This is a genomic window from Deinococcus arboris (assembly GCF_009755355.1).
Lineage (GTDB): Bacteria > Deinococcota > Deinococci > Deinococcales > Deinococcaceae > Deinococcus > Deinococcus betulae.
Window position 1 is genome coordinate 39494 of sequence record NZ_WQLB01000030.1, and the last position, 18819, is coordinate 58312.

General features: G+C 67.1%; 17 protein-coding genes. 11 read left to right on the top strand and 6 right to left on the bottom strand.

Annotated elements, in window-relative coordinates:
• The first annotated feature begins 54 nt into the window (after window positions 1-54).
• From GO986_RS17655 to GO986_RS17665, 3 genes are all read left to right on the top strand, one after another.
• The gene (locus GO986_RS17655) at window positions 55-474 is read left to right on the top strand and encodes a hypothetical protein (RefSeq protein WP_157460616.1); all 420 of its coding nucleotides are present in this window, start codon (window positions 55-57) and stop codon (window positions 472-474) included.
• Window positions 475-801: 327 nt separating this feature from the next.
• Window positions 802-2127 carry a ribosome biogenesis GTPase Der gene (der, locus tag GO986_RS17660; RefSeq protein WP_157460617.1) on the top strand — a complete coding sequence of 442 codons (1326 nt, stop codon included), beginning with the start codon at window positions 802-804 and terminating at the stop codon, window positions 2125-2127.
• Window positions 2128-2181: 54 nt separating this feature from the next.
• Complete coding sequence (locus tag GO986_RS17665; protein ID WP_157460618.1) at window positions 2182-2739, top strand: peroxiredoxin; 558 nt, start codon at window positions 2182-2184, stop codon at window positions 2737-2739.
• A 13-nt stretch (window positions 2740-2752) separates the two neighbouring features.
• On the opposite strand, the gene GO986_RS17670 is transcribed toward GO986_RS17665, so the two are convergent.
• Together GO986_RS17670 and GO986_RS17675 are read right to left on the bottom strand one after the other, a co-directional pair.
• Entirely contained in the window at window positions 2753-5164 is a 2412-nt protein-coding gene (locus GO986_RS17670; protein WP_157460619.1) for a putative bifunctional diguanylate cyclase/phosphodiesterase, read from the bottom strand.
• A 123-nt stretch (window positions 5165-5287) separates the two neighbouring features.
• Window positions 5288-7087, bottom strand: coding sequence for a copper amine oxidase N-terminal domain-containing protein (locus GO986_RS17675; protein ID WP_232337874.1), 1800 nt, complete (start codon window positions 7085-7087; stop codon window positions 5288-5290).
• A gap of 291 nt (window positions 7088-7378) precedes the next feature.
• Here GO986_RS17675 and ftsH point away from each other — a divergent pair, with 291 nt between their 5' ends.
• Window positions 7379-9235 (top strand): ATP-dependent zinc metalloprotease FtsH, encoded by a 1857-nt coding sequence (gene ftsH / locus GO986_RS17680; RefSeq protein ID WP_232337875.1) that lies wholly within the window; start codon window positions 7379-7381, stop codon window positions 9233-9235.
• 2 nt (window positions 9236-9237) lie between these two features.
• Here ftsH and GO986_RS17685 read toward each other — a convergent pair whose 3' ends face one another.
• Complete coding sequence (locus GO986_RS17685) at window positions 9238-9996, bottom strand: DsbA family oxidoreductase (protein ID WP_157460621.1); 759 nt, start codon at window positions 9994-9996, stop codon at window positions 9238-9240.
• A 142-nt stretch (window positions 9997-10138) separates the two neighbouring features.
• Here GO986_RS17685 and GO986_RS17690 point away from each other — a divergent pair, with 142 nt between their 5' ends.
• The 4 genes from GO986_RS17690 (at window position 10139) to GO986_RS17705 (ending at window position 14251) form a co-directional block, all read left to right on the top strand.
• Complete coding sequence (locus GO986_RS17690) at window positions 10139-10930, top strand: peptidoglycan-binding domain-containing protein (RefSeq protein WP_157460622.1); 792 nt, start codon at window positions 10139-10141, stop codon at window positions 10928-10930.
• Between the two features lie 197 nt (window positions 10931-11127).
• Window positions 11128-12840, top strand: coding sequence for an N-acetylmuramoyl-L-alanine amidase family protein (locus GO986_RS17695; protein WP_157460623.1), 1713 nt, complete (start codon window positions 11128-11130; stop codon window positions 12838-12840).
• 84 nt (window positions 12841-12924) lie between these two features.
• On the top strand, window positions 12925-13287 hold the full coding sequence (locus GO986_RS17700) for an MGMT family protein (protein WP_157460624.1): 363 nt from the start codon (window positions 12925-12927) through the stop codon (window positions 13285-13287).
• A 280-nt stretch (window positions 13288-13567) separates the two neighbouring features.
• Window positions 13568-14251, top strand: coding sequence for a c-type cytochrome (locus tag GO986_RS17705; RefSeq protein ID WP_157460625.1), 684 nt, complete (start codon window positions 13568-13570; stop codon window positions 14249-14251).
• A gap of 214 nt (window positions 14252-14465) precedes the next feature.
• Here GO986_RS17705 and thrB read toward each other — a convergent pair whose 3' ends face one another.
• Window positions 14466-15386: a homoserine kinase gene (gene thrB / locus GO986_RS17710; RefSeq protein ID WP_157460626.1), complete on the bottom strand. Its 921-nt coding sequence runs from the start codon at window positions 15384-15386 to the stop codon at window positions 14466-14468.
• 94 nt (window positions 15387-15480) lie between these two features.
• Complete coding sequence (thrC, locus tag GO986_RS17715; RefSeq protein WP_157460627.1) at window positions 15481-16521, bottom strand: threonine synthase; 1041 nt, start codon at window positions 16519-16521, stop codon at window positions 15481-15483.
• Window positions 16522-16851: 330 nt separating this feature from the next.
• Between thrC and GO986_RS17720 the strand changes: the two genes are divergently transcribed.
• Window positions 16852-17121 (top strand): GlsB/YeaQ/YmgE family stress response membrane protein, encoded by a 270-nt coding sequence (locus tag GO986_RS17720; protein ID WP_157460628.1) that lies wholly within the window; start codon window positions 16852-16854, stop codon window positions 17119-17121.
• Between the two features lie 200 nt (window positions 17122-17321).
• On the top strand, window positions 17322-17537 hold the full coding sequence (gene rpmB, locus GO986_RS17725) for a 50S ribosomal protein L28 (protein ID WP_157460629.1): 216 nt from the start codon (window positions 17322-17324) through the stop codon (window positions 17535-17537).
• Window positions 17538-17628: 91 nt separating this feature from the next.
• Here the strand turns inward: rpmB and lspA are convergent, their stop codons facing one another.
• Window positions 17629-18252: a signal peptidase II gene (gene lspA, locus GO986_RS17730; RefSeq protein ID WP_157460630.1), complete on the bottom strand. Its 624-nt coding sequence runs from the start codon at window positions 18250-18252 to the stop codon at window positions 17629-17631.
• Between lspA and GO986_RS17735 the strand changes: the two genes are divergently transcribed.
• Window positions 18246-18713, top strand: coding sequence for an S-ribosylhomocysteine lyase (locus tag GO986_RS17735; protein WP_157460631.1), 468 nt, complete (start codon window positions 18246-18248; stop codon window positions 18711-18713). The genes lspA and GO986_RS17735 overlap by 7 nt on opposite strands.
• The last annotated feature ends 106 nt before the right edge of the window (window positions 18714-18819 follow it).

An 18819-nucleotide genomic window follows, 5' to 3' on the forward strand; every position in this document is an offset into this window, starting at 1 on the left:
TACGCTGCCCCAGAAGCCGGAAGCCTGCTGCGCCCGCCTTCCCTGGAGGACCTTATGAACAGCATTCACCGCGCCGCCCGCACCCTGACCTTCGCCCTGTGCGCCGCTGCCCTGGCGGGCCAGGCCCACGCCAGCTGCGCCGCCCCCAAAGATATGAACGGCGTGTGGCGCAGCAATGACGGCGGCACCTACTACGTGCGCCAGATTGGCAATCAGGTCTGGTGGATGGGCCAGAGCAGCGATAGCGGCAAGAACTGGACCAACGTGTTTTCGGGCATCCGGACCGGCAACACGGTCAAGGGCACCTGGGCCGACGTGCCGCGCGGGCAGGTGCGCAGCGGCGGCACTCTGACCCTGACGATTTCGGGCACGACTGGCGTACTGGGCTTTGCCCGCGCCTCGGCAACGGGGGGCTTCAGCGGCTCGAAGTGGTTCATGAACTGCGACGACGTGGTTCTCAATCCGGTGCCGTAAGGGGGCGCCGGGGTCAGGAAGGGGCGTCTCATACGGATTCCGTCCATTTCCGTAACATCCGGGAAAGAGCCGGATGTTCCTCCAATTCCCGGAAATCCGTCCTTTTTCCTTCTCCCTCCGGTCGAAAAAATTCCGTAACGTTTTACGGAATTTTTCGGAATCCGTCTCACTTTCCTGGTCCACTCCTCTGCTGCGCGCCTTTCCCCTTTGTGCGCCCATGCTAGACTCTCCTTTCGCCGGCACGTTCCTCACGGTGAGGAACACCGCCAGATTCGGCGGTGCGCCCCTGACGCCGGGGCCGCACCGACACCGTAAGGAGCGTCATTCATGCATAAAGTTGCCATTGTGGGCCGACCCAACGTCGGCAAGTCCAGCCTGTTTAACCGCCTGATTGGCCGCCGCGACGCTGTGGTGGCCGACTTTCCTGGGGTCACCCGCGACGCCAAGGAAGGGTTGATGCTCTACCACAACCACCGCATCACCCTGATCGACACGGGCGGCCTCTGGAGCGGCGACGAGTGGGAAGCGGCCATCCGGGAAAAAGCCGAGTGGGCCATGGAAGGCGCGCAGGCGGTGGTGTTCGTGCTGGACCCGCGCGAAGGCCTGTCGGCGGCCGACTACGAGGTGGCCGAGTGGCTGCGCCGCCTGGGCCGGCCAGTCGTGCTGGTGGCCAACAAGATCGACAGCCCCAAGCACGAGGTCTATATGGCCGAGCTGTGGGGCCTGGGCTTTGGCGAGCCGGTGCCCATCAGCGCCGAACACGCGCGCGGTCTGGACGACCTGATGGACCGCGTGATGACCCACATGCCCGCCGATGACGAGGACGTGCCGGAAATCGCGCCCATCCGCATCTCGCTGATTGGCCGCCCCAACGTGGGGAAAAGCAGCCTCCTGAACGCCATCACCCAGACGGACCGCGCCATCGTGGCCGACATGCCCGGCACCACCCGCGACAGTCTGGACGTGGAATGGGATTACGGCGGGCAGCGCTTTGTGCTGGTGGACACGGCGGGCATCCGCAAGAAGCCCGACACCGCCATTGAGGACTACGCCATTCAGCGCTCTCAGGCCGCGATTGCCCGCAGCGACCTGATCTGGCTGGTGGTGAATGCCACGGACCTGGGGGACCACGAGCTGAAGCTGGCGAACCTCGCTTACGACAGCGGCAAGCCCGTCATCGTGGTCGTGAACAAGTGGGATCTCGTGCCCGATGCCGACCTCAAGGCCACTGAAAAAGAGCTGAACCAGAAGCTCCACCATATTTCCTACGCGCCGCGCGTGTACACCAGCGCCATCAACGAGTACGGCATTCACGACATGCTGGCCGAGGCCATGAAGCTGCACGAGAAGTGGCAAAGCCGCATTCCCACCAGCGAACTCAACCGCTGGCTGGAGGTCTGGCAGATGCGCCAGGCGGTGCCCAACTTCCACGGCAAGAAGCTGAAGATGTACTTCATGACGCAGGTAGAAACGGCGCCGCCCACCTTCGCCATCTTTTCCAACCGCGCCGACTTTGTGACGCGCGCCTACGAGGGCTTCCTGCACAACCGCATTCGTGAGGACCTGGGCCTGGCCGGGATTCCGGTGCGCCTGAAGTGGAAAGAGAAGGGCCCTTACAAGAAAGGCAAGAAGGGCGAAGAGGGCGAGGACTGAGCAGGGGAGAGGGCGCGGCCGCTGTTGGCCGCGCCTCTTTTTTATGCTGTTCCAATGACGGACCCTCACTTTCTCCCAGCAGACCTGCCTGTCCCGGTGGATGACGGTGCCTGCGCGCACCTCCCAGGCGTACGGCTGCCTGCCCTGGCCTTGCCGGGCACCGATGGGCGCCTTCACGACCTGTCTGCGCGGCCGGGCCGAACGGTGCTGTACCTCTATCCCAAAACGGCCCAGCCAGGGACGGCCATGCCTGCTGACTGGGACGTGATTCCCGGCGCGCGGGGCTGCACGCCGCAGAGCTGCGCCTTCCGCGACCACCACGCCGAGTTGCAGGCGGCAGGCGCCCGTGTGTTTGGCCTGAGCGTGCAGGCCACGGCCTACCAGCAGGAAGCCGCCGAACGGCTGCACCTGCCCTTTCCCCTGCTGTCGGATGCAGGGTTGCAGTTCATCCGGGCCCTTCGGCTGCCTACGTTTGAGGTTGAGGGTGAGACTTTGGTGCGGCGCCTCACCCTGATCGTTTGGGACGGCACCGCCGAGCATGTTGTTTACCCGGTCTTTCCGCCAGACCAGAATGCGGCGCAGGTGCTGGCCTGGCTGCGGGCCAACCCCTAGGCCAGCGCCCTGGTCAGAGCGTCAGGTCCTCGGGCGGCACCGGGCGGCCCAGCAAAAAGCCCTGGGTGCGCTCGCAGCCCAGTTCCCGCACCTGCATCAGCTGGGCGGGGGTCTCGACCCCTTCGGCCACCACGTCCAGGCCCAGGCCGTGCCCCAGCGCCACGATGGCCTGCACCACGCGGTAGGCCCCCGGCGTCTGGTCCAGCGCCTGAATAAACACGCGGTCCACCTTCAGGGTGGTGACCGGCAGGGTCAGCAGGTAGTTCAGGGCCGAGTTGCCGGTACCAAAGTCGTCCAGACTGATGCGCACGCCCAGCGCCCGCAACTCGGACATCTTGCGCGCCACCTCCTCGACCCGGCGCAGAACCATACGTTCGGTGAGTTCGAGTTCCAGGTCGCGGCCGCTCAGGCGGTGGGCCTGCAGCGTGCGCTGCACCAGCGCCACAAAGTCGTCGCGGCCAAACTGCGCGGGCGAGATGTTGACACTGACGCAGGTCACCGCCTTGCCCGCCTGCCGCCAGGCGGCCAGCTGGCGGCAGGCCTCGCGCAGCACGAATTCTCCAATCGAGATGATGAGGCCGGTGTCCTCGGCCACCGGGATAAAGGCGGCGGGCGGCACGTCCCCCAGGAGGGGGCTGCGCCAGCGCAGCAGGGCCTCGGCGCCCTGCACCTCGCCGGCAGCGCCGTGCAGCGGCTGATACACCACATGCAGTTCGCCGCGTTCTAAGGCCCCGCGCAGCTGCGTCTCGACCGAGGCGCGCGCCGCGTCCACCGCGTTCATCTCGGGCGAGAAGAAGGTGATGTTGTCCTTGCCGCCCTGCTTGGCGCGGTACATGGCCAGGTCGGCGTGGCGCTGCAACTCGGCGGCGTCGGCGCCGTCCTGCGGGTAGAGGCTGACCCCAATAGACCCGGTGACGTGGGCCTCACCCTGCGCCAGGGCGATGGGCTGACGCAGGGCGCGCAGCACCTTGTTGGCCACCAGCGCGGCGTCGCGGGTCGCCTGAATGCCCAGCAGCATCACCGTGAACTCGTCGCCGCCCAGCCGGGCCACGGTGTCGTTGTGGCGCACGCTGCTCTGCAGGCGCGCGGCCACCTCGCGCAGCAGCTCGTCGCCCGCCGCGTGGCCCCAGGTGTCGTTGACGGCCTTGAACCCGTCCAGGTCAATAAACATGACCGCCAGCTGCTTGCCCTCGCGCGCCGCGCTGGCCACCCCCCGCTCCACGCGGTCCTGAAACAGCGCGCGGTTGGGCAGCCCCGTCAGCACGTCGTGCTGGGCCTGGTGCGCCAGCCGCGCCTGACTGGCCTCCAGTTCGGCGGTGCGCTCTCGCACCTTGAGTTCCAGGTCCTCGGTCAGGCCGCGCAGCTGGGCGTTGGCCTGGTCGAGTTCCTGGGTGCGCCGCTGCACGCGGCCCTCCAGCTCGTCTGACAGCTGGCGCAACTGGACGGTCAGGCGGGCATTCTCGGCGAAGGCCAGCACCTGACGCAGCACCACCAGGGCGGTGACCAGCGCTGTCCCCCACAGCACCCCCGTCTCTTGCGGCCCCTGACGGCCGCGCCCCAGCATCAGCAGGGCAAATGAGGCCGCCAGGGCCGCGTAAGGCAGGAACAGCGCCGCCCTGGGCAGCCACGCGGCGCTGGGCCACACGCGGCCTGCCTTCGGCTCTTTGCTACCGCCGGTCAGCGAGGCCGCCGCGAAGAGGGTGGCGCCCAGCGCCCAGAAGAGGTCCACCCACGAGCCTTCCTGATAGGTACCGGCCGCGCCCAGCACGATAAACGCCTGGTCGGCCACAATCAGGGCCAGCAGGCCAGCAGCCAGCATCGCCTCGCGCCGGCCCAGCCGCGCGCCGCCGCGCAGCGCCACCAGCAGCAGCACACTCAGCAGCACTAAGTCGCCAAAGGGGTAGGTCAGGCCAATCACAGCCGCCAGGGGCTGCCCGGCATAGGACGTAATGACCTCGTACAGCACATAGTTCCAGGCAAAGACACCCACGGCGGCCATAATGATGGCCACGTCCACGAACAGCCGCAGGCGGTCCCAGGGGGTCAGCGGTGGGTGCCGGAACCGGGTCAGCCCCAGGGCGTACAGCACCAGCGCCAAGAGAAAACCGGCGTCGGCCACCGAGGGAAAGGGCGGATTCTGAAGCACCAGCAGCAGGTAGGCGTAGCAGGCTTGCCCGAACCCGAAGGTCAGCAGGCCAGCGCCCAGCAGCCGCCACGCCACCCGGTCATCCGCGTGGCGCGGGGCACCCAGTAGGCAGGTCAGGCCCGCCAGCACAAAGGTGGGAATGTAAATGAGCAGGCTCACCGTCAGGTGTGTCTGCTCATTGCCCAGGGCCAGCGCGACCCACAGCACATGCGCCGCCAGCAGCAGCGCCGTGGCCCCGAAAGCGAAGCGCGCGGCGGGCGCCGGAAGCGTGGGCGTCATGCTCCACTATAAGAACAGGCTGGGCCGCTCCTGTCGGCTGTTTTTGCCGTATGGGCGGCCCAATTTGAAGGTGGACGCCTGGCCATACCCCCGGCTTAAGAAAGCGCTGGGGCTTTTGCCATGTTAGGGCTGGTAGGTCTTGATGATGCCCCCGTCTCCGCTCAGGCCGCGCGTGCGGTAGAAGACCAGGCTGATAGGCAGATTCGAGCCGCTGCTGGGCACGAAGTCAATCTTCAGGCGGTCGCTCTGGGCGCGCCACAGCATCACGGGTTCATCGGGCTTGAGGGCGTTGCCGGTGCGCGGCAGCTTGATGGTCTGGGTGATCGGGCCGTCCTGAATGTTCATGGCGCCCCGGTACAGCCCGCCGCGGGGGCTCAGGGCCACCGCCGTTCCAGCCGCGCCGTTGACTTCAAGGTCGTACAGGACGCCGTAATTGCCGGCCAGGCGCACGCTCTGGCCAGTCAGGGCGTCGGTGCCGGTCAGGGCGGGGTCCACCTGGCCGTCGCCAATCACGATGCGGGTGGGCAGCGCGCCCAGATTGACCCGTAGGGTGCGCACCGCCCCCGGAAAGGTGCCGCGCACATGGCGGCCGTCGGGCTTCAGGTACGGCAGCTGCTGGGCCACCTGCGCGGTGGGCGGCAGGCTGTCTTCCAGAATCAGGAAGGTCAGTTCCACCCGCCCCGAGGTCGTCAGGTCCTGGAGGACGTTCACGCCGCTGCCAGGGTTCAGGGTTGGGCTGGCGTACACGGCGGCCGCCTGCCCTGGGGCCAGCGTCAGGGTGGTGCCGCTGCCCGAGGCAAAGTATTCCAGCAGGGTCACCTGCCCCAGAATGCTTTCCAGGCGGGTGGGGGCCGTCTCACCCAGGCGCTCGGTGCGGACCTCTACGGGGCGCACCTCCAGGTTGCGGGCCATCACGTATAGCCGCGCGGGCCGGCCCAGGCCGTTGAGGTGATACCCCAGCAGCCGCGCCCGGCCCGCCACGCTGTCCTGATACAGAACGCCGCTCTGCTCGGGGACCTCGGGGCTGTCACTGAACAGCAGCGGGTAGCTGGGGCCTTCCACAGGCGTCGCCAGCGCCGACGGGTAATTCAGAATCTGCGGGTCGGGAAAGGCGTCGCCGGGCTGGGCGTACCGGAGGGCGTAGGTCAGCGGCGTGTCCACCGGGGTGCCTTCCACCCGGATGGTACGGGTAAACGCCTGGCTTTGCAGGCCCCGGCTGTTGGTCACAGTCAGGCCCACCGTGTAGGTGCCCGGCTGAAAGTACACCTCCTGCCGCCCGGTCCACTTGCGCGCCGTGATGTCGGCGCCGTCGGGGTCAAAGGGGTATTCGGTGTACACCACCCGCTCGCCGGGGGCGTAGACGCTCTTGTCCGTGGAAAAGCGGGCCTGAGGCGACAGTGGATTGCCCCCGTCGCGCAGGGCCGTCAGGGTAAAGGTGCGGCCGTCGTCGGTGGTCAGGTTGGCGTTCAGGGCGTCAGCCAGGGTGCGGGCACTGACGTACACCACGCCCCCCACGGTGGCCACTGTGCCAGCGGGCTGCGCCGCGCCCGCCAGCGCGGCCGTATTCGTGCGGGTGTCAATGCTCAGGCGCGAGAACTGCACCTGGGTGCCGCTGCCAGGCAGGGACTGACCCAGCAGGGCCGCCGTTTCGCGCAGCGCCAGCATGGTGCGCCCGCCCAGCAGGCGCGGCGGGGCCAGCCACTGGGTGGGGGTGCCGTTCAGGTACGCGGTGCGTTCGTCGGGGGTAAAGGTCAGCTGCACCGACCCCAGCAGTGGTTGCGCGGCCTGGGCAGAAGGCGCCAGCAGCGCCCCCAGCAGGGCGCCGCCCGTGGTGGGCGGCGCGAGCAGGGCCAGCAGCGTCAAGGCTCGCGTTCGGAACCGCTGGGCAGTCAAGGGGGACAGGGGAAGACGGGCAAGCCGCATCCGCCGAGTATGCCCGCCCAAGCTGACGCCTGTCTGCCGAACGTCCCACAAGAGGGGGGAGGTGACCGAACCCTTAAGGGAACAGGAGGTCTGATGGGTTGCCGCCTGTTGCGGGGGTTGCCTTGTCCTGTTAGGCGGACAGAGGCGGAACGCCTGCCCCTTTCCCCTGGCGAGTTGCCTTGCAGTTGCGGCCCCGGCTCTGGGCCTACACTGCGGCATGAAGCCTGCGCGGCCAGTTCGTTCTGCTGTCTGTTCTGGGCCATGCCGCCCCGGCGTGGCCCGGAGACCCGCTTGAAACGGGCCGGGTGGTGGTGGGCCCTGGGCCTCTTGACGGCGGTGGTGGTGCTGACCCTCCTGCTGCCCCGTGGCCGCAGCGCCGAACTGCCCCTCAGCGATTTCGAGGCGGCGCTGGCGCGCGGTCAGGTACAAACCGCCGTGATCTCGTACCAGAGTGGCACCGCAGTGGTGACCGGGCAGCTGAACGCGGAGCCGTACCGCACCCGCACCCTGGCTGCCGACCCGCTGCTGACGCTGGACGCCTTGCAGGCGCGCGGCGTCAACGTGTCGTATGCCGCGCCGCCGCGCTTTAGCGCGCTGGGCGTGGTCAGCGTGCTGCTCACGCTGGCGCTGATTGCCGGGCTGGTCGTGGTGCTGCTGCGGGGCCGGCAAGGCGGCGGCAACGACGCGGCCGGATCGTTTGGGCGGTCGAAGGCGGCGGTGATCGGGGAGGGGCAGATCAAGCTGAGTTTCAGCGACGTCGCCGGCTGCGATGAGGCCAAAGCCGACCTCCACGAGGTCGTCGATTTCCTCCGCCAGCCCGACAAGTATCACCAGCTCGGCGCCCGCATTCCCCACGGCGTCCTCCTCGTCGGTCCCCCCGGCTCCGGCAAGACCCTCCTTGCCAAAGCCGTCGCCGGCGAGGCCCGCGTGCCCTACTTCTCCATCTCGGGCAGTGACTTCGTCGAAATGTTCGTCGGCGTCGGCGCCGCCCGCGTCCGCGACCTCTTCGATCAGGCCCGCAAGTCCGCCCCCTGCATCGTCTTCATCGACGAAATCGACGCCGTGGGCCGCAAGCGCGGCGTCAGCCTCCAGGGCGGCAACGACGAACGCGAGCAGACCCTCAACCAACTCCTCGTCGAGATGGACGGCTTCGGCAGTGGGCAGGAGGTCATCATCCTGGCCGCCACCAACCGCCCCGATGTGCTTGACGCGGCGTTGCTGCGCCCCGGCCGCTTTGACCGGCAGGTGGTGGTGGACGCGCCGGACGTGCGGGGCCGGGAGATGATTCTGCGGATTCACGCGCGCAAGAAGCCGCTGGACCCTGGGGTGGACCTGGGGGTGGTGGCGCGGCGCACGGCGGGGATGGTGGGGGCGGACCTGGAGAACCTGCTCAATGAGGCGGCGCTGCTGGCGGCGCGGTCGGGGCGGGGGCGGATCACGGCGCGGGATGTGGACGAGGCGCGTGACCGGGTGCTGATGGGCCCGGAACGCCGATCGCTGGTGGTGCGGGAAGCGGACCGGAAGGTCACCGCTTACCACGAAGTTGGCCACGCCCTCGCCGCCCAATTGTTGCCCCACGCCGACAAAGCCCACAAGCTGACCATCGTGCCGCGCGGACGCAGTCTGGGCAGCGCGCTGTACACCCCAGAAGACCGCATGCACCACACCCGCGCCGCGCTGCTCGACCGCCTGTGTGTGGCGCTGGCTGGTCACGCCGCCGAGCAGGTGGCCACCGGGCAGATCACGACCGGCGCGGCCAACGACTTTCAGCAGGCGACCACCCTCGCCTGGCGCATGGTCACGGAATGGGGCATGAGCGATGTGGGGCAGCTGGCCCTGGCCCAGGAGAGCGCAGGGTACCTGGGCTATGGTCCGGCGCAGAGTCAGTACAGCGACCACACAGCCCAGCGGATTGACGCAGCGGTGGCCGAACTGCTGAACACCCAGTACGGGCGGGCCCTGACGCTGCTTCAGGAGCATGTCCACCTTCTTCACCGCCTGACCGATGAACTGGTGGCCCGCGAGAGCCTCAGTGGGGAAGACCTTCAGACGGTGCTGGCCGGGGGCCTCCTGCCGCCGCTGGACCCCGAGCACCGCAGCAGCGACGGGCCTGCCCCAGCCGCGCACCTCAAACCGGGTCCGGCCTAGGCCTAGAGGGCACCCGCTCCCGGCACCGCGCAGGCGCCGTCCTCACAGCATTCAGCGTCGGGCTGCCCCAGTTGAACCAGCGGCGCCGGCTGCACTTCAGCCCAGGCCTGATTCAGCGCCCCCAGCAGCACCCCGGCCTCCTGAGCGCCGCTGACGCCGTAGCGGCCCCCCAGCACGAAGAACGGCACGCCGCTGATGCCCAGCGCATGCGCATGGGCCTCGTCCTGACGCACGGCCCCGGCGTAGCGGCCTTCTTCCAGGGCGGCGCGGGCCTGGGGGCCATCCAGCCCTATCTCCTGCGCCAGGGCCGTCAGGGTGTCCACGTCGCTCATGAGGTGCCCTTCAGAGAGGTAAGCGCGCAGCAGCCGCTCTTTCATAGGCCCCTGCTGCCCATGCGCGGCGGCGTGGTGAACGAGCTGGTGGGCCAGAAAGGTGCTGCCCAGCCGGGCACGCTCAAAGTGGTAGTCCAGGCCATCGGCGGCGGCCACGCGGGTCACCTGATCCATCATCTCCTGGGCCTGGGCAGGGCTGCGGCCATACTTGCCGGCGAGGACCTCGCGCATGCCATCAGGCAAAGCCGGTGGGGCAGCAGGGTCCAGCTCGAAGCTGTGCCACACGATCTCCACCTGCTCGCGGTGGTCGAACTTCTCCAGGGCCTGTTCCAGCCGCCGTTTACCGATGTAGCACCACGGGCAGGCGATATCGGACCAAATGTCCACCCGCAGGTGGCCCGGCACGGATGGAGTGAAGGCAAGGGTCATGGCTCCAGTCTGCCACACTCTTCTTAAAAGGGCTTGAGAAAGTAAAGCAGACTAGCCTCTCCAGGCTGGATGAACGTCGCCGTGGCGCCCGCTCAGCTGGCGTCAGCTTGGCCGTGGTAGCACTGCTGCTATGAGTGTGTGGATGCCCCCCAGTCGCTGGCCCCTGACCGCTGCCCGGCGGGTGGTGGGGCACGCTTGGGTGTGCTGGGCACTGCTGGGCGCCCCCGCGCTGGCGGCCCCACCGACGCCCGCTCCACTGGAACGCGCGGCGCTGCGAATCACTGAAGCCCTGGACGGGGTCCTGCGCAATTGCCCGGCGGGTTTCAGTCAGATTGGCACCTCTGACAAACGCTGCGTGGGTGTGGGCCACACCGTTGAACAGACGCGCGTGGCCCTGACGGCGGCCCTGGGCACCGAACTGTACGGGGTGTGGCGCAGCAAGGACGGGCAGCGCAGCGTGTACAACTGGCTCAAGACGCCCTCCGGGTATGTGTACCTGCGCTTGCAACCTGACCCGGAGGGCCGCGCGCAGACCCTGGCCTATCTGGATACGCCGCCGGGTGCGCTGCCCGCCCAGACGCCTGCCACGGGCGCCGTGAAATTAGAACCGGTCGCGGCCACGCCGGCCACGGCGGCGCCTGTGGACCCTGTGCCGCCCCGCTCGGTGGCGCCGCTGCCCTTCCGGCGCACCCTTCAGGTGCAGACGCAGCGCATGAACGGGACCGACGTGCTGGCGGTACAAAACCGCCTGATTGCCCTGATGCGCCCGGTGCGCACTGGCCAGGGCGACGGCTGGTACGGCCCGGTCACGGCAGCCACTGTGCGCGCGTTTCAGACCTCAGCCCGGCTGCCAGCCACCGGCCGGGTGGACCGGGGCACCTGGGACGCCTTGTTCAGCGCTGCGGCCCAGCCTTTTACGCCGCCCACTCCTTAAGCTGGGGGCTAGGTCTAGCGCAAAAAGAGAGAAAAGCTAGCCGTCAAGCCCCTTTTGGATGAGACTGGAGGCGGAGCGGTCTGGCTTCGGATGAGGAAAGGCGGCTCGGCCTGCCGCTGGAACGGCCTTTTTGGCTGTCTGAACGCATGAGACCGTGCCGGGAGTTCTCACTGCGGCGCCGTAGAGTATGGAGCACCATGAATCGTGCTGCCATCCTGCTCTCATCTAGCCTGCTGTCTGCGCTGATGGGCAGCGCGCTGGCCCAGACGCCCCTGCCCAGTGCCCCCGCTCCTCTGACGCTCACAGGGATACAGGACCTGACGTTTGGCCCACCACGGCTCAGTGTGCAGGGCAGCACGACCCGTGTGGTCTTTGATCTGCCGCAGGGAGTGGACTACACCCTAGCCCCCACCTTCACCGGACTGCGTCTGGATGTGCAGGGGGCGCGGGTGCAGCCTGGGGTGACCGCCGGCCTGGGCGCCAGTGTCACCGAGATACGGGCAGGGGCCGGCCAGATCACCCTGTTCACGCCGTTTCCATTGTCGCTCAGTGCCGGCTGGCAGGCTTCCGAGGCCACCCTGGCCACCGGAGCCAGGGTCCTGATTCTGGAACTGGGCGCTACGGTCAGCGGCGGCGCGGCGCCGCGCCTGCAGGGGCGTGTCCTGACCACTGCGCCCGTGACGCCGGGCGCCCAGGCCGTTCTGAATTCGCCGTCGGCCCCGTCAGCCGTCAGTGCCCCAGTCACCGACGCAGTGCCGCCGGGCGACACCATCCCCTCTGCCAAGGTGCTGCCGCCCGCGCCGGCCCTGCCCAGTCCGGCCGCCAGTCTGCCCACCCCGCTGCAAGGTCGGGTGCCGGGTACAGCCCTGCCGTCGGCCCTGAGCACGCCGCGCATTGGCAAGAATCCGGGGCAGACGCGCGTGGTGCTGGACCTGCCCCCCGGCACCACCTACCGTCTGCTGCCAGGCGGCACTGGCCTGACCATCGAATTGGGCGGCGTGACGCTGGGAGCCCGCAGCGCGCGCAGCGTCAGCCCCGAGGTCCGCGAGTGGCGCTTTGCCCCGGCCAGCGGCGGCGGCACGGTCACGCTGCTGACCCCCACACCGCTGGGGGTGCGCAGCGGCTGGCGGGCCCAACTGTTGCCGCCCGCCAGCGGCAGCGCGGCCTACCGTTTGGTGATTGACCTTTCGCCCGCTCTGGCCGACCTCACCCCGCTGCCCGCCACCGAGCGGGTGGTGGCGTCGGTGCCGCCGGTGCTGGCCACACGCGGAACGGCCATCCTGGCCCTTAGCGCCAGTTATGTGCGCCCGCGCGTCGTGATTGACGCCGGGCACGGTGGGCGCGACCCCGGCGCCGTGGGCACCATCGTGGAAAAGGAGGTAACCCTGGCGGTCGCCCTGCGCGTGCGCGACCTCCTCAGCGCCGCTGGCGTGGAAGTCGTCCTGACCCGCGACAGTGACCGCGAACTGCACCCCGTCAAAAGCACCGACCTGCAACTGCGCGCCGCCCAGGGCACGCCCGGCACCCAGCTCTTCGTCTCAATTCATGTCAATGCCATGGACGCCAGCACCGCCCTGCGCGGCTACGGCATCGAAACGTGGTGGAACCCCAACCATCCCCAGAGCAGCGCCCTGGCTGGGCTGTTGCAGCGGCAGATGGTGGCGGTGACAGGGGCATTTAGCCGGGGCCTGAAAAACAGTCAGTCGCTGTCGGTGCTGCGCAACAGCCGCGTGCCGGCGGCCCTGGTGGAAATCGGCTACACCAGTCATCCGGTGGACGGCCTGAACCTGCGCGACGCCAATTACCTGGACCGGGTGGCGCTGGGGCTCGCGCTGGGCATCCGCGAGGCGCTGGTCAGCGGTGTGACGGCGGGCGGTCCAGCGGTGGCTCCTGTGGCGAAACAGCCCTGAGCACAGCACTCCGCTGGCGTGAGGCTCTGCTCTCGTCCCTGCCGCCTCTGAGACCTGTGACGACTCTGCGCCATAGTGGAAGGCATGACCGATCCCGAACCCGCTTTTCGTGACCGCGTGCTGGCTCTGGTGGCCCGCATCCCAGCAGGCCGGGTTGTGACCTACGGGCAGCTGGCCACGCTGGCTGGTCAGCCCGGAGCGGCGCGGCAGGCCGGTTTCGTGTTGAACAGCCTGGTGGGCGGCTCTGAACTGCCCTGGCAGCGCGTCATCAACGCCCAGGGCCGGGTCAGCACGCACAAGCTGGGCTTTGGCGACCTGCAAGAAGGGCTGCTGCGCACTGAAGGCATTGAGTTTGATGCCTCTGGCCGCTGCGACCTGGCCCGCTGGCAGTGGTGGCCAGAGGACAGCGCGCAGGGTCAGGCTGCCCCACCCACGCCATTGTTGTAAGGTCTGAGGCTGACCTCAGCGGTTAAGGTCTGCCTCACTCGACTTAGACAGCGGAATGGCACAACAGGAGAACAACGGTCGCGGTGTGCGCGGGCAGACGACCCTCCTGGCAGGCTCAGAACAGCCGCCTTTCAAAGAGGTCAGTCGCTCCTCCTTTTCAAAAGGCTTCTGGTGAGGCTGGCAAGAGGTCAGTCAGGCCAGCAGCCACCCGCCGGACGCATGAAGAAAAGCCCACCCAGACCCCGGTGATGCGTCTGGGCGCGCGGCGTATGCTCGCCGCATGAACGAAGCGCGCAACCGAATCGCCGGCAGTGTCCTGTCCTGGGCGCTGGGCGTCACGCTGGGGGTCATCCTGGGGGTGGCCCTGCTGATTCTCACGCCCCGCACCATGGGTAAGCCGGCCGAGGTCATGCCGGGGTCAACCTTGCCCGCCAGCGAAAGCGCTCAGGTGGGGCAGGGCGCCGAAGACACACAGGGCGAAGGCGAAGCGGCCAGTAGCGATGAGGCCGGTGCCGAAAATACCAGCGGAGACACCCAGGAAGAGGGCACCGGCAGTGAGGAGACCGGAGGCGAGGCCACAGAGGAAGGCGCCGAGGGGGCCGCCACTGAGGAGAACCGCGCCGAGGAAACCAACACCGTCAACGAAACCTCGGCCCAGGAACCGACCGACGAGGAAGTGGCGGCGGTGGGCGCCGAGAGTGAGGGCAACATCGAAGCTGGTCAGACCATCTATGTCAGTAATTGCTCCGGCTGCCACGCCCCCAACGGGACCGGTGCGGTTGGTCCCTCGCTGCTCAGTGACAAGGGGGTCAAGAGCTGGAGTGTGGCGCAGCTGGTCACTGTGCTGCGCGAGGGCCGCACCCCCACCCGTCAGCTGAGCAACGTGATGCCCCGCTTCAGTGAGGCGCAGATTAGCGACGAGCAGGTGGCTGACCTGCACGCCTACATCAAAACCCTGAACTGATCGCGTCAGTGAACAGGCCCGCAGCCAAATGTGCGGGCCTGTTTGCGGTTCGCTGGGCTGGCCGACGGCGGCATCTCGTCGCATTTGTTCTCATAGCAAAGACTCGGTCTGCTCGTCTGGGGTTATTGCGGGGTCAAGAACTCAATGCGTCTAGCTTTGACTATGAGGCCACAGGTAGGCAGTCGCCCTGGTTTCCCGACCTGGCGCCGCCTGCTCAGGAACAGGTGTGAGCGCCGCGCTCGACGACAGTGCCGGCCTCGTCAATCGGAAAGTCCATCACCCGGCCTGTCAGGCCGTTTTTGGTCATGACGCTGTGAAGGTAGGTGTGTAACCCAGCGGTCGGCTCCCGCGTGTCGTGAAAACACAGGACGGTGGGGCCAGCGCCACTGAGGGCCGCGCCCAGCGCGCCGTGCCGCCACGCTCCTTCCAGAATGTCGCTCAGACCCGGCACGAGTGGCGCGCGCCAAGTCTGGTGAATGTAGTCCTGCATGGCGTGGCGCAGCAGGTCCAGCCGGCCCTGCGCTAGGGCCGCTGCCAGCAGCGCCGCGTGTGACAGTGCGTGAACGGCGTCGGCGCGGCTGTACTCTTTGGGCAGTACGGCGCGGGCTTTACTGGTGCTCAGCTCAAAGTCGGGGACCAGCACTGTGACGCCCAGGTGGGCCGGTGGCGCCAGGCGCACATAGTGGGTGCCCAGCTTGTCCAGAGTGGCCACCACGATGCCGCCGAACAGCGCCGGGGCCACGTTGTCCGGGTGCCCTTCCTCGCGCGCCGCCACGTCCAGCACCGTTTCGTCGTTCAGGGGCCGGCCCAGCAGTTCATTGCCCGCCACGATGCCCGCCACCAGGGCGGCGGCGCTGCTGCCCAGGCCACGCGCGAGCGGCACCTCAGTTTCAATCTCGATGCGGGCGGGGGGCAGGGGGCGCCCCACCCGCCGGGCGGCCAGCAGCATGGCCTGATAGACGTAATTGCTTTCGTCTGCGGGCGTGCCGTCCAGATCTGGCCCCAGCGGCACCACCTCGGTCGTCGCCTGTGGGGTCACGCGCAGGGTCGTGAACAGCGGCACGCTCAGGCCCAGGCTGTCAAAACCTGGTCCCAGATTGGCGCTGCTGGCCGGCGCTCTCACTGTAAAAGTCATGGGGTGCTCCGGCCACGGGGCGGCCAGGCGAAAAGGGGCGACCAGGCAAGGAGGGCTCTTGGCTTTACGCTGCTGAGGCCCCCCCCTGACTGCCTCACGACAGGCTCGCCAGCACCGCGTCCATGCTGGCGTCTACGGCGAGCGGCGCCTGCACGGCGCGCATGGCGCTGCTCGGGTCTTTCAGGCCATTGCCGGTCAGCACCGCCACCACGCGCTGGCCGGGCGAGAGTTTGCCCTGGGCGTGGAGTTTCAGCAGGCCCGCCACGGGCGCGGCGCTGGCAGGCTCGCAAAACACACCTTCACGCGCAATCAGGTGGTAGGCCGCCATGATGTCATCATCGCTTACGTGGTCAAACAGGCCGCCTGATTCCTGCACCGCCGCCCTGGCTAGGTGGGCGCTGGCCGGCGCGCCGATGCGAATGGCTGTGGCCAATGTTTCGGGGTTCTCAACCCGGTCCACGCCGCGGGCCAGAGGTGCCGCCCCGCTGGCCTGAAAGCCCCACATGCGCGGCAGCCCGTCCATCTTGCCGGCGCTGCGGTATTCCCGGAACCCCATCCAGTAGGCACTGATGTTGCCCGCGTTGCCCACCGGCAGCGCCAGGATGTCGGGAGCAGCCCCCAACTCGTCAACCACTTCAAAAGCCGCTGTTTTCTGGCCTTGCAGGCGGTGTGGGTTCACTGAGTTCACCAGCGCAATCGGGCGCGACTCGCTGATCTCGCGCACAAGTTGCAGCGCCACGTCAAAGTTGCCACGCACCGCCACAATGCGCGCGCCGTAGGCCACCGCCTGGGCCAGCTTGCCCAGCGCAATGTTCCCGTCGGGAATCAGGACGATGCACTGGAGGCCCGCGCGGCTGGCGTAGGCGGCGGCGGCGGCGCTGGTGTTGCCGGTGCTGGCGCAAATCACGGTGTCGGCGCCGGCCTCAGCCGCCTTGGCCACAGCCACGACCATGCCCCGGTCTTTAAAACTGCCGGTGGGATTCAGGCCCTCGTATTTCAGATAGAGGTCAACGCCCAGGTAGCGGCTCAAGGCCGGCGCAGAAATTAGAGGTGTGGCGCCCTCACTCAGGCTCAGCAGGGGCGTCTGGTCCGTCACAGGCAGGTAGGAGCGGTAGCGTTCAAGTAGTCCAGGCATAGGGGTAGGGCCTCCGTCCCGCGCGGGGCGCGGTGTGCTGGGGCCATGCTAGCGACCTAGGCCTATGCCCATCGCCGCCGGAGTAAGACAAATGCCGCCGCACGTCCGGCCTGGACCTTTGTCTTCGCGTCAGATATGAGCGTTTTCCGGGGTGCCCACGTCCTCGCTCCTTAAGTCAACTTGGGGGGACATCCATCCCGCCTTCAACCCCTCTTGAGAAAGTACGAGTCTGCACAATTAGGGTTTTTGACGAGCCGCATGCTGCTTTCACAACGAACAGCTCGTTGATTTCAATTCAAGCAATAAACCAAGACAACGGAGGTCAAACACATGAGTTGGATTGTTACGATTTTGGTAGGCGCGCTCTGCGGTTGGTTGGCCAGCATCATCATGAAGACGAATGCCCAGCAGGGTGCGATTGCCAACATCTTGATTGGTATCGTGGGCAGCCTGCTCGCCCAGGCCGTCTTCGGCAACTGGCTCAACATCGGCGGCGCTGATTACGCCGGTAACGGCTTCTCCTTCTGGAGCATCGTCTGGGGCGTGGTGGGCAGCGTCGTGCTAATTGCTCTGCTCAAGGCTCTGCGAATCTTGCGTTAACCTGCTTTTCCCCCTGCTGGACGGTGCCACGTGCGCCGTCCATTTTTTGTGGCCTGCTGTGACCTGCCTTTTGCGTCTGTGTTCTCAGTGTGCTACAGTCGGACGGCTTGTCTGATTCAGGTCGGCGTGGCGCGGTTTCCAGAATGGAAGGCGCCCCTGATCCGCAAAGGAATCAATCAGACTGAAGAAGGAGAGTCATCATGGCGAAAGTGTGCGAAGTGTGCGGGAAGGGGCCGATTGTGGTGAACTCGGTTGTCCGCCGTGGTAAGGCCCGCGCGAAGGGCGGCGTCGGCCGTAAGGTTACTGGCATCACCAAACGAGTGCAGAAGCCCAACCTTCAGCCTCTGACGGTGACCCGCAGCGGTGTGAGCCTCCGCCTGCGCGTGTGCAGCAAGTGCCGCAAGGCTGTGGCCTAAATACGTTTTCTTCCCGTCGCGTCCTCATCCTGAATTGGGTGGGGACGCGACTTTTTGATATGGCTGTCACCGCGCCTCTGGCCTGCGGCTTCTAGTTTGCGACCTTGGGCCGGCGCTCGTTGACCAGGCTCAGCACGATCAGGGCGATGGTGCCCAGCACAACGCAGCAGTCGGCAATGTTGAAGATGGGAAAGTGACCGGCCTTCAGCGCCTGGGTCACACTGCTCAGCAGCGGCGAATACAGCATGTCCGTCACTTTGCCCAGGCGCAGGCCGTCAATGGCATTGCCGATAGCGCCGGCGGCAATCAGGCTCAGGATGATGCTCATGGCACGCGGTTGAGGCCGCACTCCCAGGTAGACCAGCAGTCCCAGCCCCACGGCCAGACGGCCCAGCGCCAGCGGCACGGCACTGCCACTGAACAGGCTCCAGGCAGCGCCCGTGTTAAAGGTCAATTGCCATTCCAGCAGGCCGGGCAGAAAGGGAATTGGAGCTACGTCAAGCTTCAGGGTGTTCAGTGCCCAGACCTTCAGCGCCTGGTCGGCGGCGACCAGAAGCGCGGCTATCACGGTGGGCAGCCACAGGGGCGTGCGGCGGGCGCGGTTAATGAGCGTGGGCACGCCGGGCAGTATAGAGAGCGTCCTGCGGCTGCGGCTTCTCTGGTGGACAGGTCGCCTTGTTGCAGCAGCAGGCGGGGCACAATAGAGGCATGGCAAACGTTGAATCCTTTGATCTTGACCACACCAAGGTCAAGGCGCCGTACGTGCGTCTGGCCGGCGTTAAGACCACGCCGCGCGGCGACTCCATCAGCAAGTACGACCTGCGGTTGCTTCAGCCCAATCAGGCAGCCATCGAGCCAGCGGCCCTGCACACTCTGGAACACCTGATGGCCGGCTACCTGCGTGACCACGTGAAGGACGTGGTGGACGTTTCACCTATGGGCTGCCGCACGGGCCTCTATATGGCCGTCATTGGCGAACCTGACGAGCAGGGCGTGCTGGGTGCTTTTCAGGCGGCTCTGAAAGACACGGCCAACCATGACCGCCCTATTCCAGGCGTGAGTGAACTGGAATGCGGCAACTACCGTGACCACGACCTGACTGCTGCCCGGCGACATGCCCGCGACGCCTTGGCCCAGGGGCTGAAAGTTCAGGAGACTATCCTCCTTCAGCGCTAAATAAATTTCTCTGATACCAAATGGTCTCTGTAAGGAGGCCGTTTTTATTGTTCCAGAGCAGGAATTCTCGCTTGGCCAGATCATCGAAACGAAGGACCAAGTGAGA

Bases quoted from the DNA above. Each gene is read 5' to 3' on its own strand.
- GO986_RS17705 (WP_157460625.1), top strand. From the start codon at position 13,568: ATGAACGAAGCGCGCAACCGAATCGCCGGCAGTGTCCTGTCCTGGGCG.
- GO986_RS17720 (WP_157460628.1), top strand. From the start codon at position 16,852: ATGAGTTGGATTGTTACGATTTTGGTAGGCGCGCTCTGCGGTTGGTTG.
- der (WP_157460617.1), top strand. From the start codon at position 802: ATGCATAAAGTTGCCATTGTGGGCCGACCCAACGTCGGCAAGTCCAGC.
- GO986_RS17690 (WP_157460622.1), top strand. From the start codon at position 10,139: ATGCCCCCCAGTCGCTGGCCCCTGACCGCTGCCCGGCGGGTGGTGGGG.
- GO986_RS17685 (WP_157460621.1), bottom strand. From the start codon at position 9,996: ATGACCCTTGCCTTCACTCCATCCGTGCCGGGCCACCTGCGGGTGGAC.
- rpmB (WP_157460629.1), top strand. From the start codon at position 17,322: ATGGCGAAAGTGTGCGAAGTGTGCGGGAAGGGGCCGATTGTGGTGAAC.
- GO986_RS17700 (WP_157460624.1), top strand. From the start codon at position 12,925: ATGACCGATCCCGAACCCGCTTTTCGTGACCGCGTGCTGGCTCTGGTG.
- GO986_RS17670 (WP_157460619.1), bottom strand. From the start codon at position 5,164: ATGACGCCCACGCTTCCGGCGCCCGCCGCGCGCTTCGCTTTCGGGGCC.
- GO986_RS17675 (WP_232337874.1), bottom strand. From the start codon at position 7,087: ATGCGGCTTGCCCGTCTTCCCCTGTCCCCCTTGACTGCCCAGCGGTTC.
- GO986_RS17665 (WP_157460618.1), top strand. From the start codon at position 2,182: ATGACGGACCCTCACTTTCTCCCAGCAGACCTGCCTGTCCCGGTGGAT.
- thrC (WP_157460627.1), bottom strand. From the start codon at position 16,521: ATGCCTGGACTACTTGAACGCTACCGCTCCTACCTGCCTGTGACGGAC.
- GO986_RS17695 (WP_157460623.1), top strand. From the start codon at position 11,128: ATGAATCGTGCTGCCATCCTGCTCTCATCTAGCCTGCTGTCTGCGCTG.
- GO986_RS17655 (WP_157460616.1), top strand. From the start codon at position 55: ATGAACAGCATTCACCGCGCCGCCCGCACCCTGACCTTCGCCCTGTGC.
- thrB (WP_157460626.1), bottom strand. From the start codon at position 15,386: ATGACTTTTACAGTGAGAGCGCCGGCCAGCAGCGCCAATCTGGGACCA.
- GO986_RS17735 (WP_157460631.1), top strand. From the start codon at position 18,246: ATGGCAAACGTTGAATCCTTTGATCTTGACCACACCAAGGTCAAGGCG.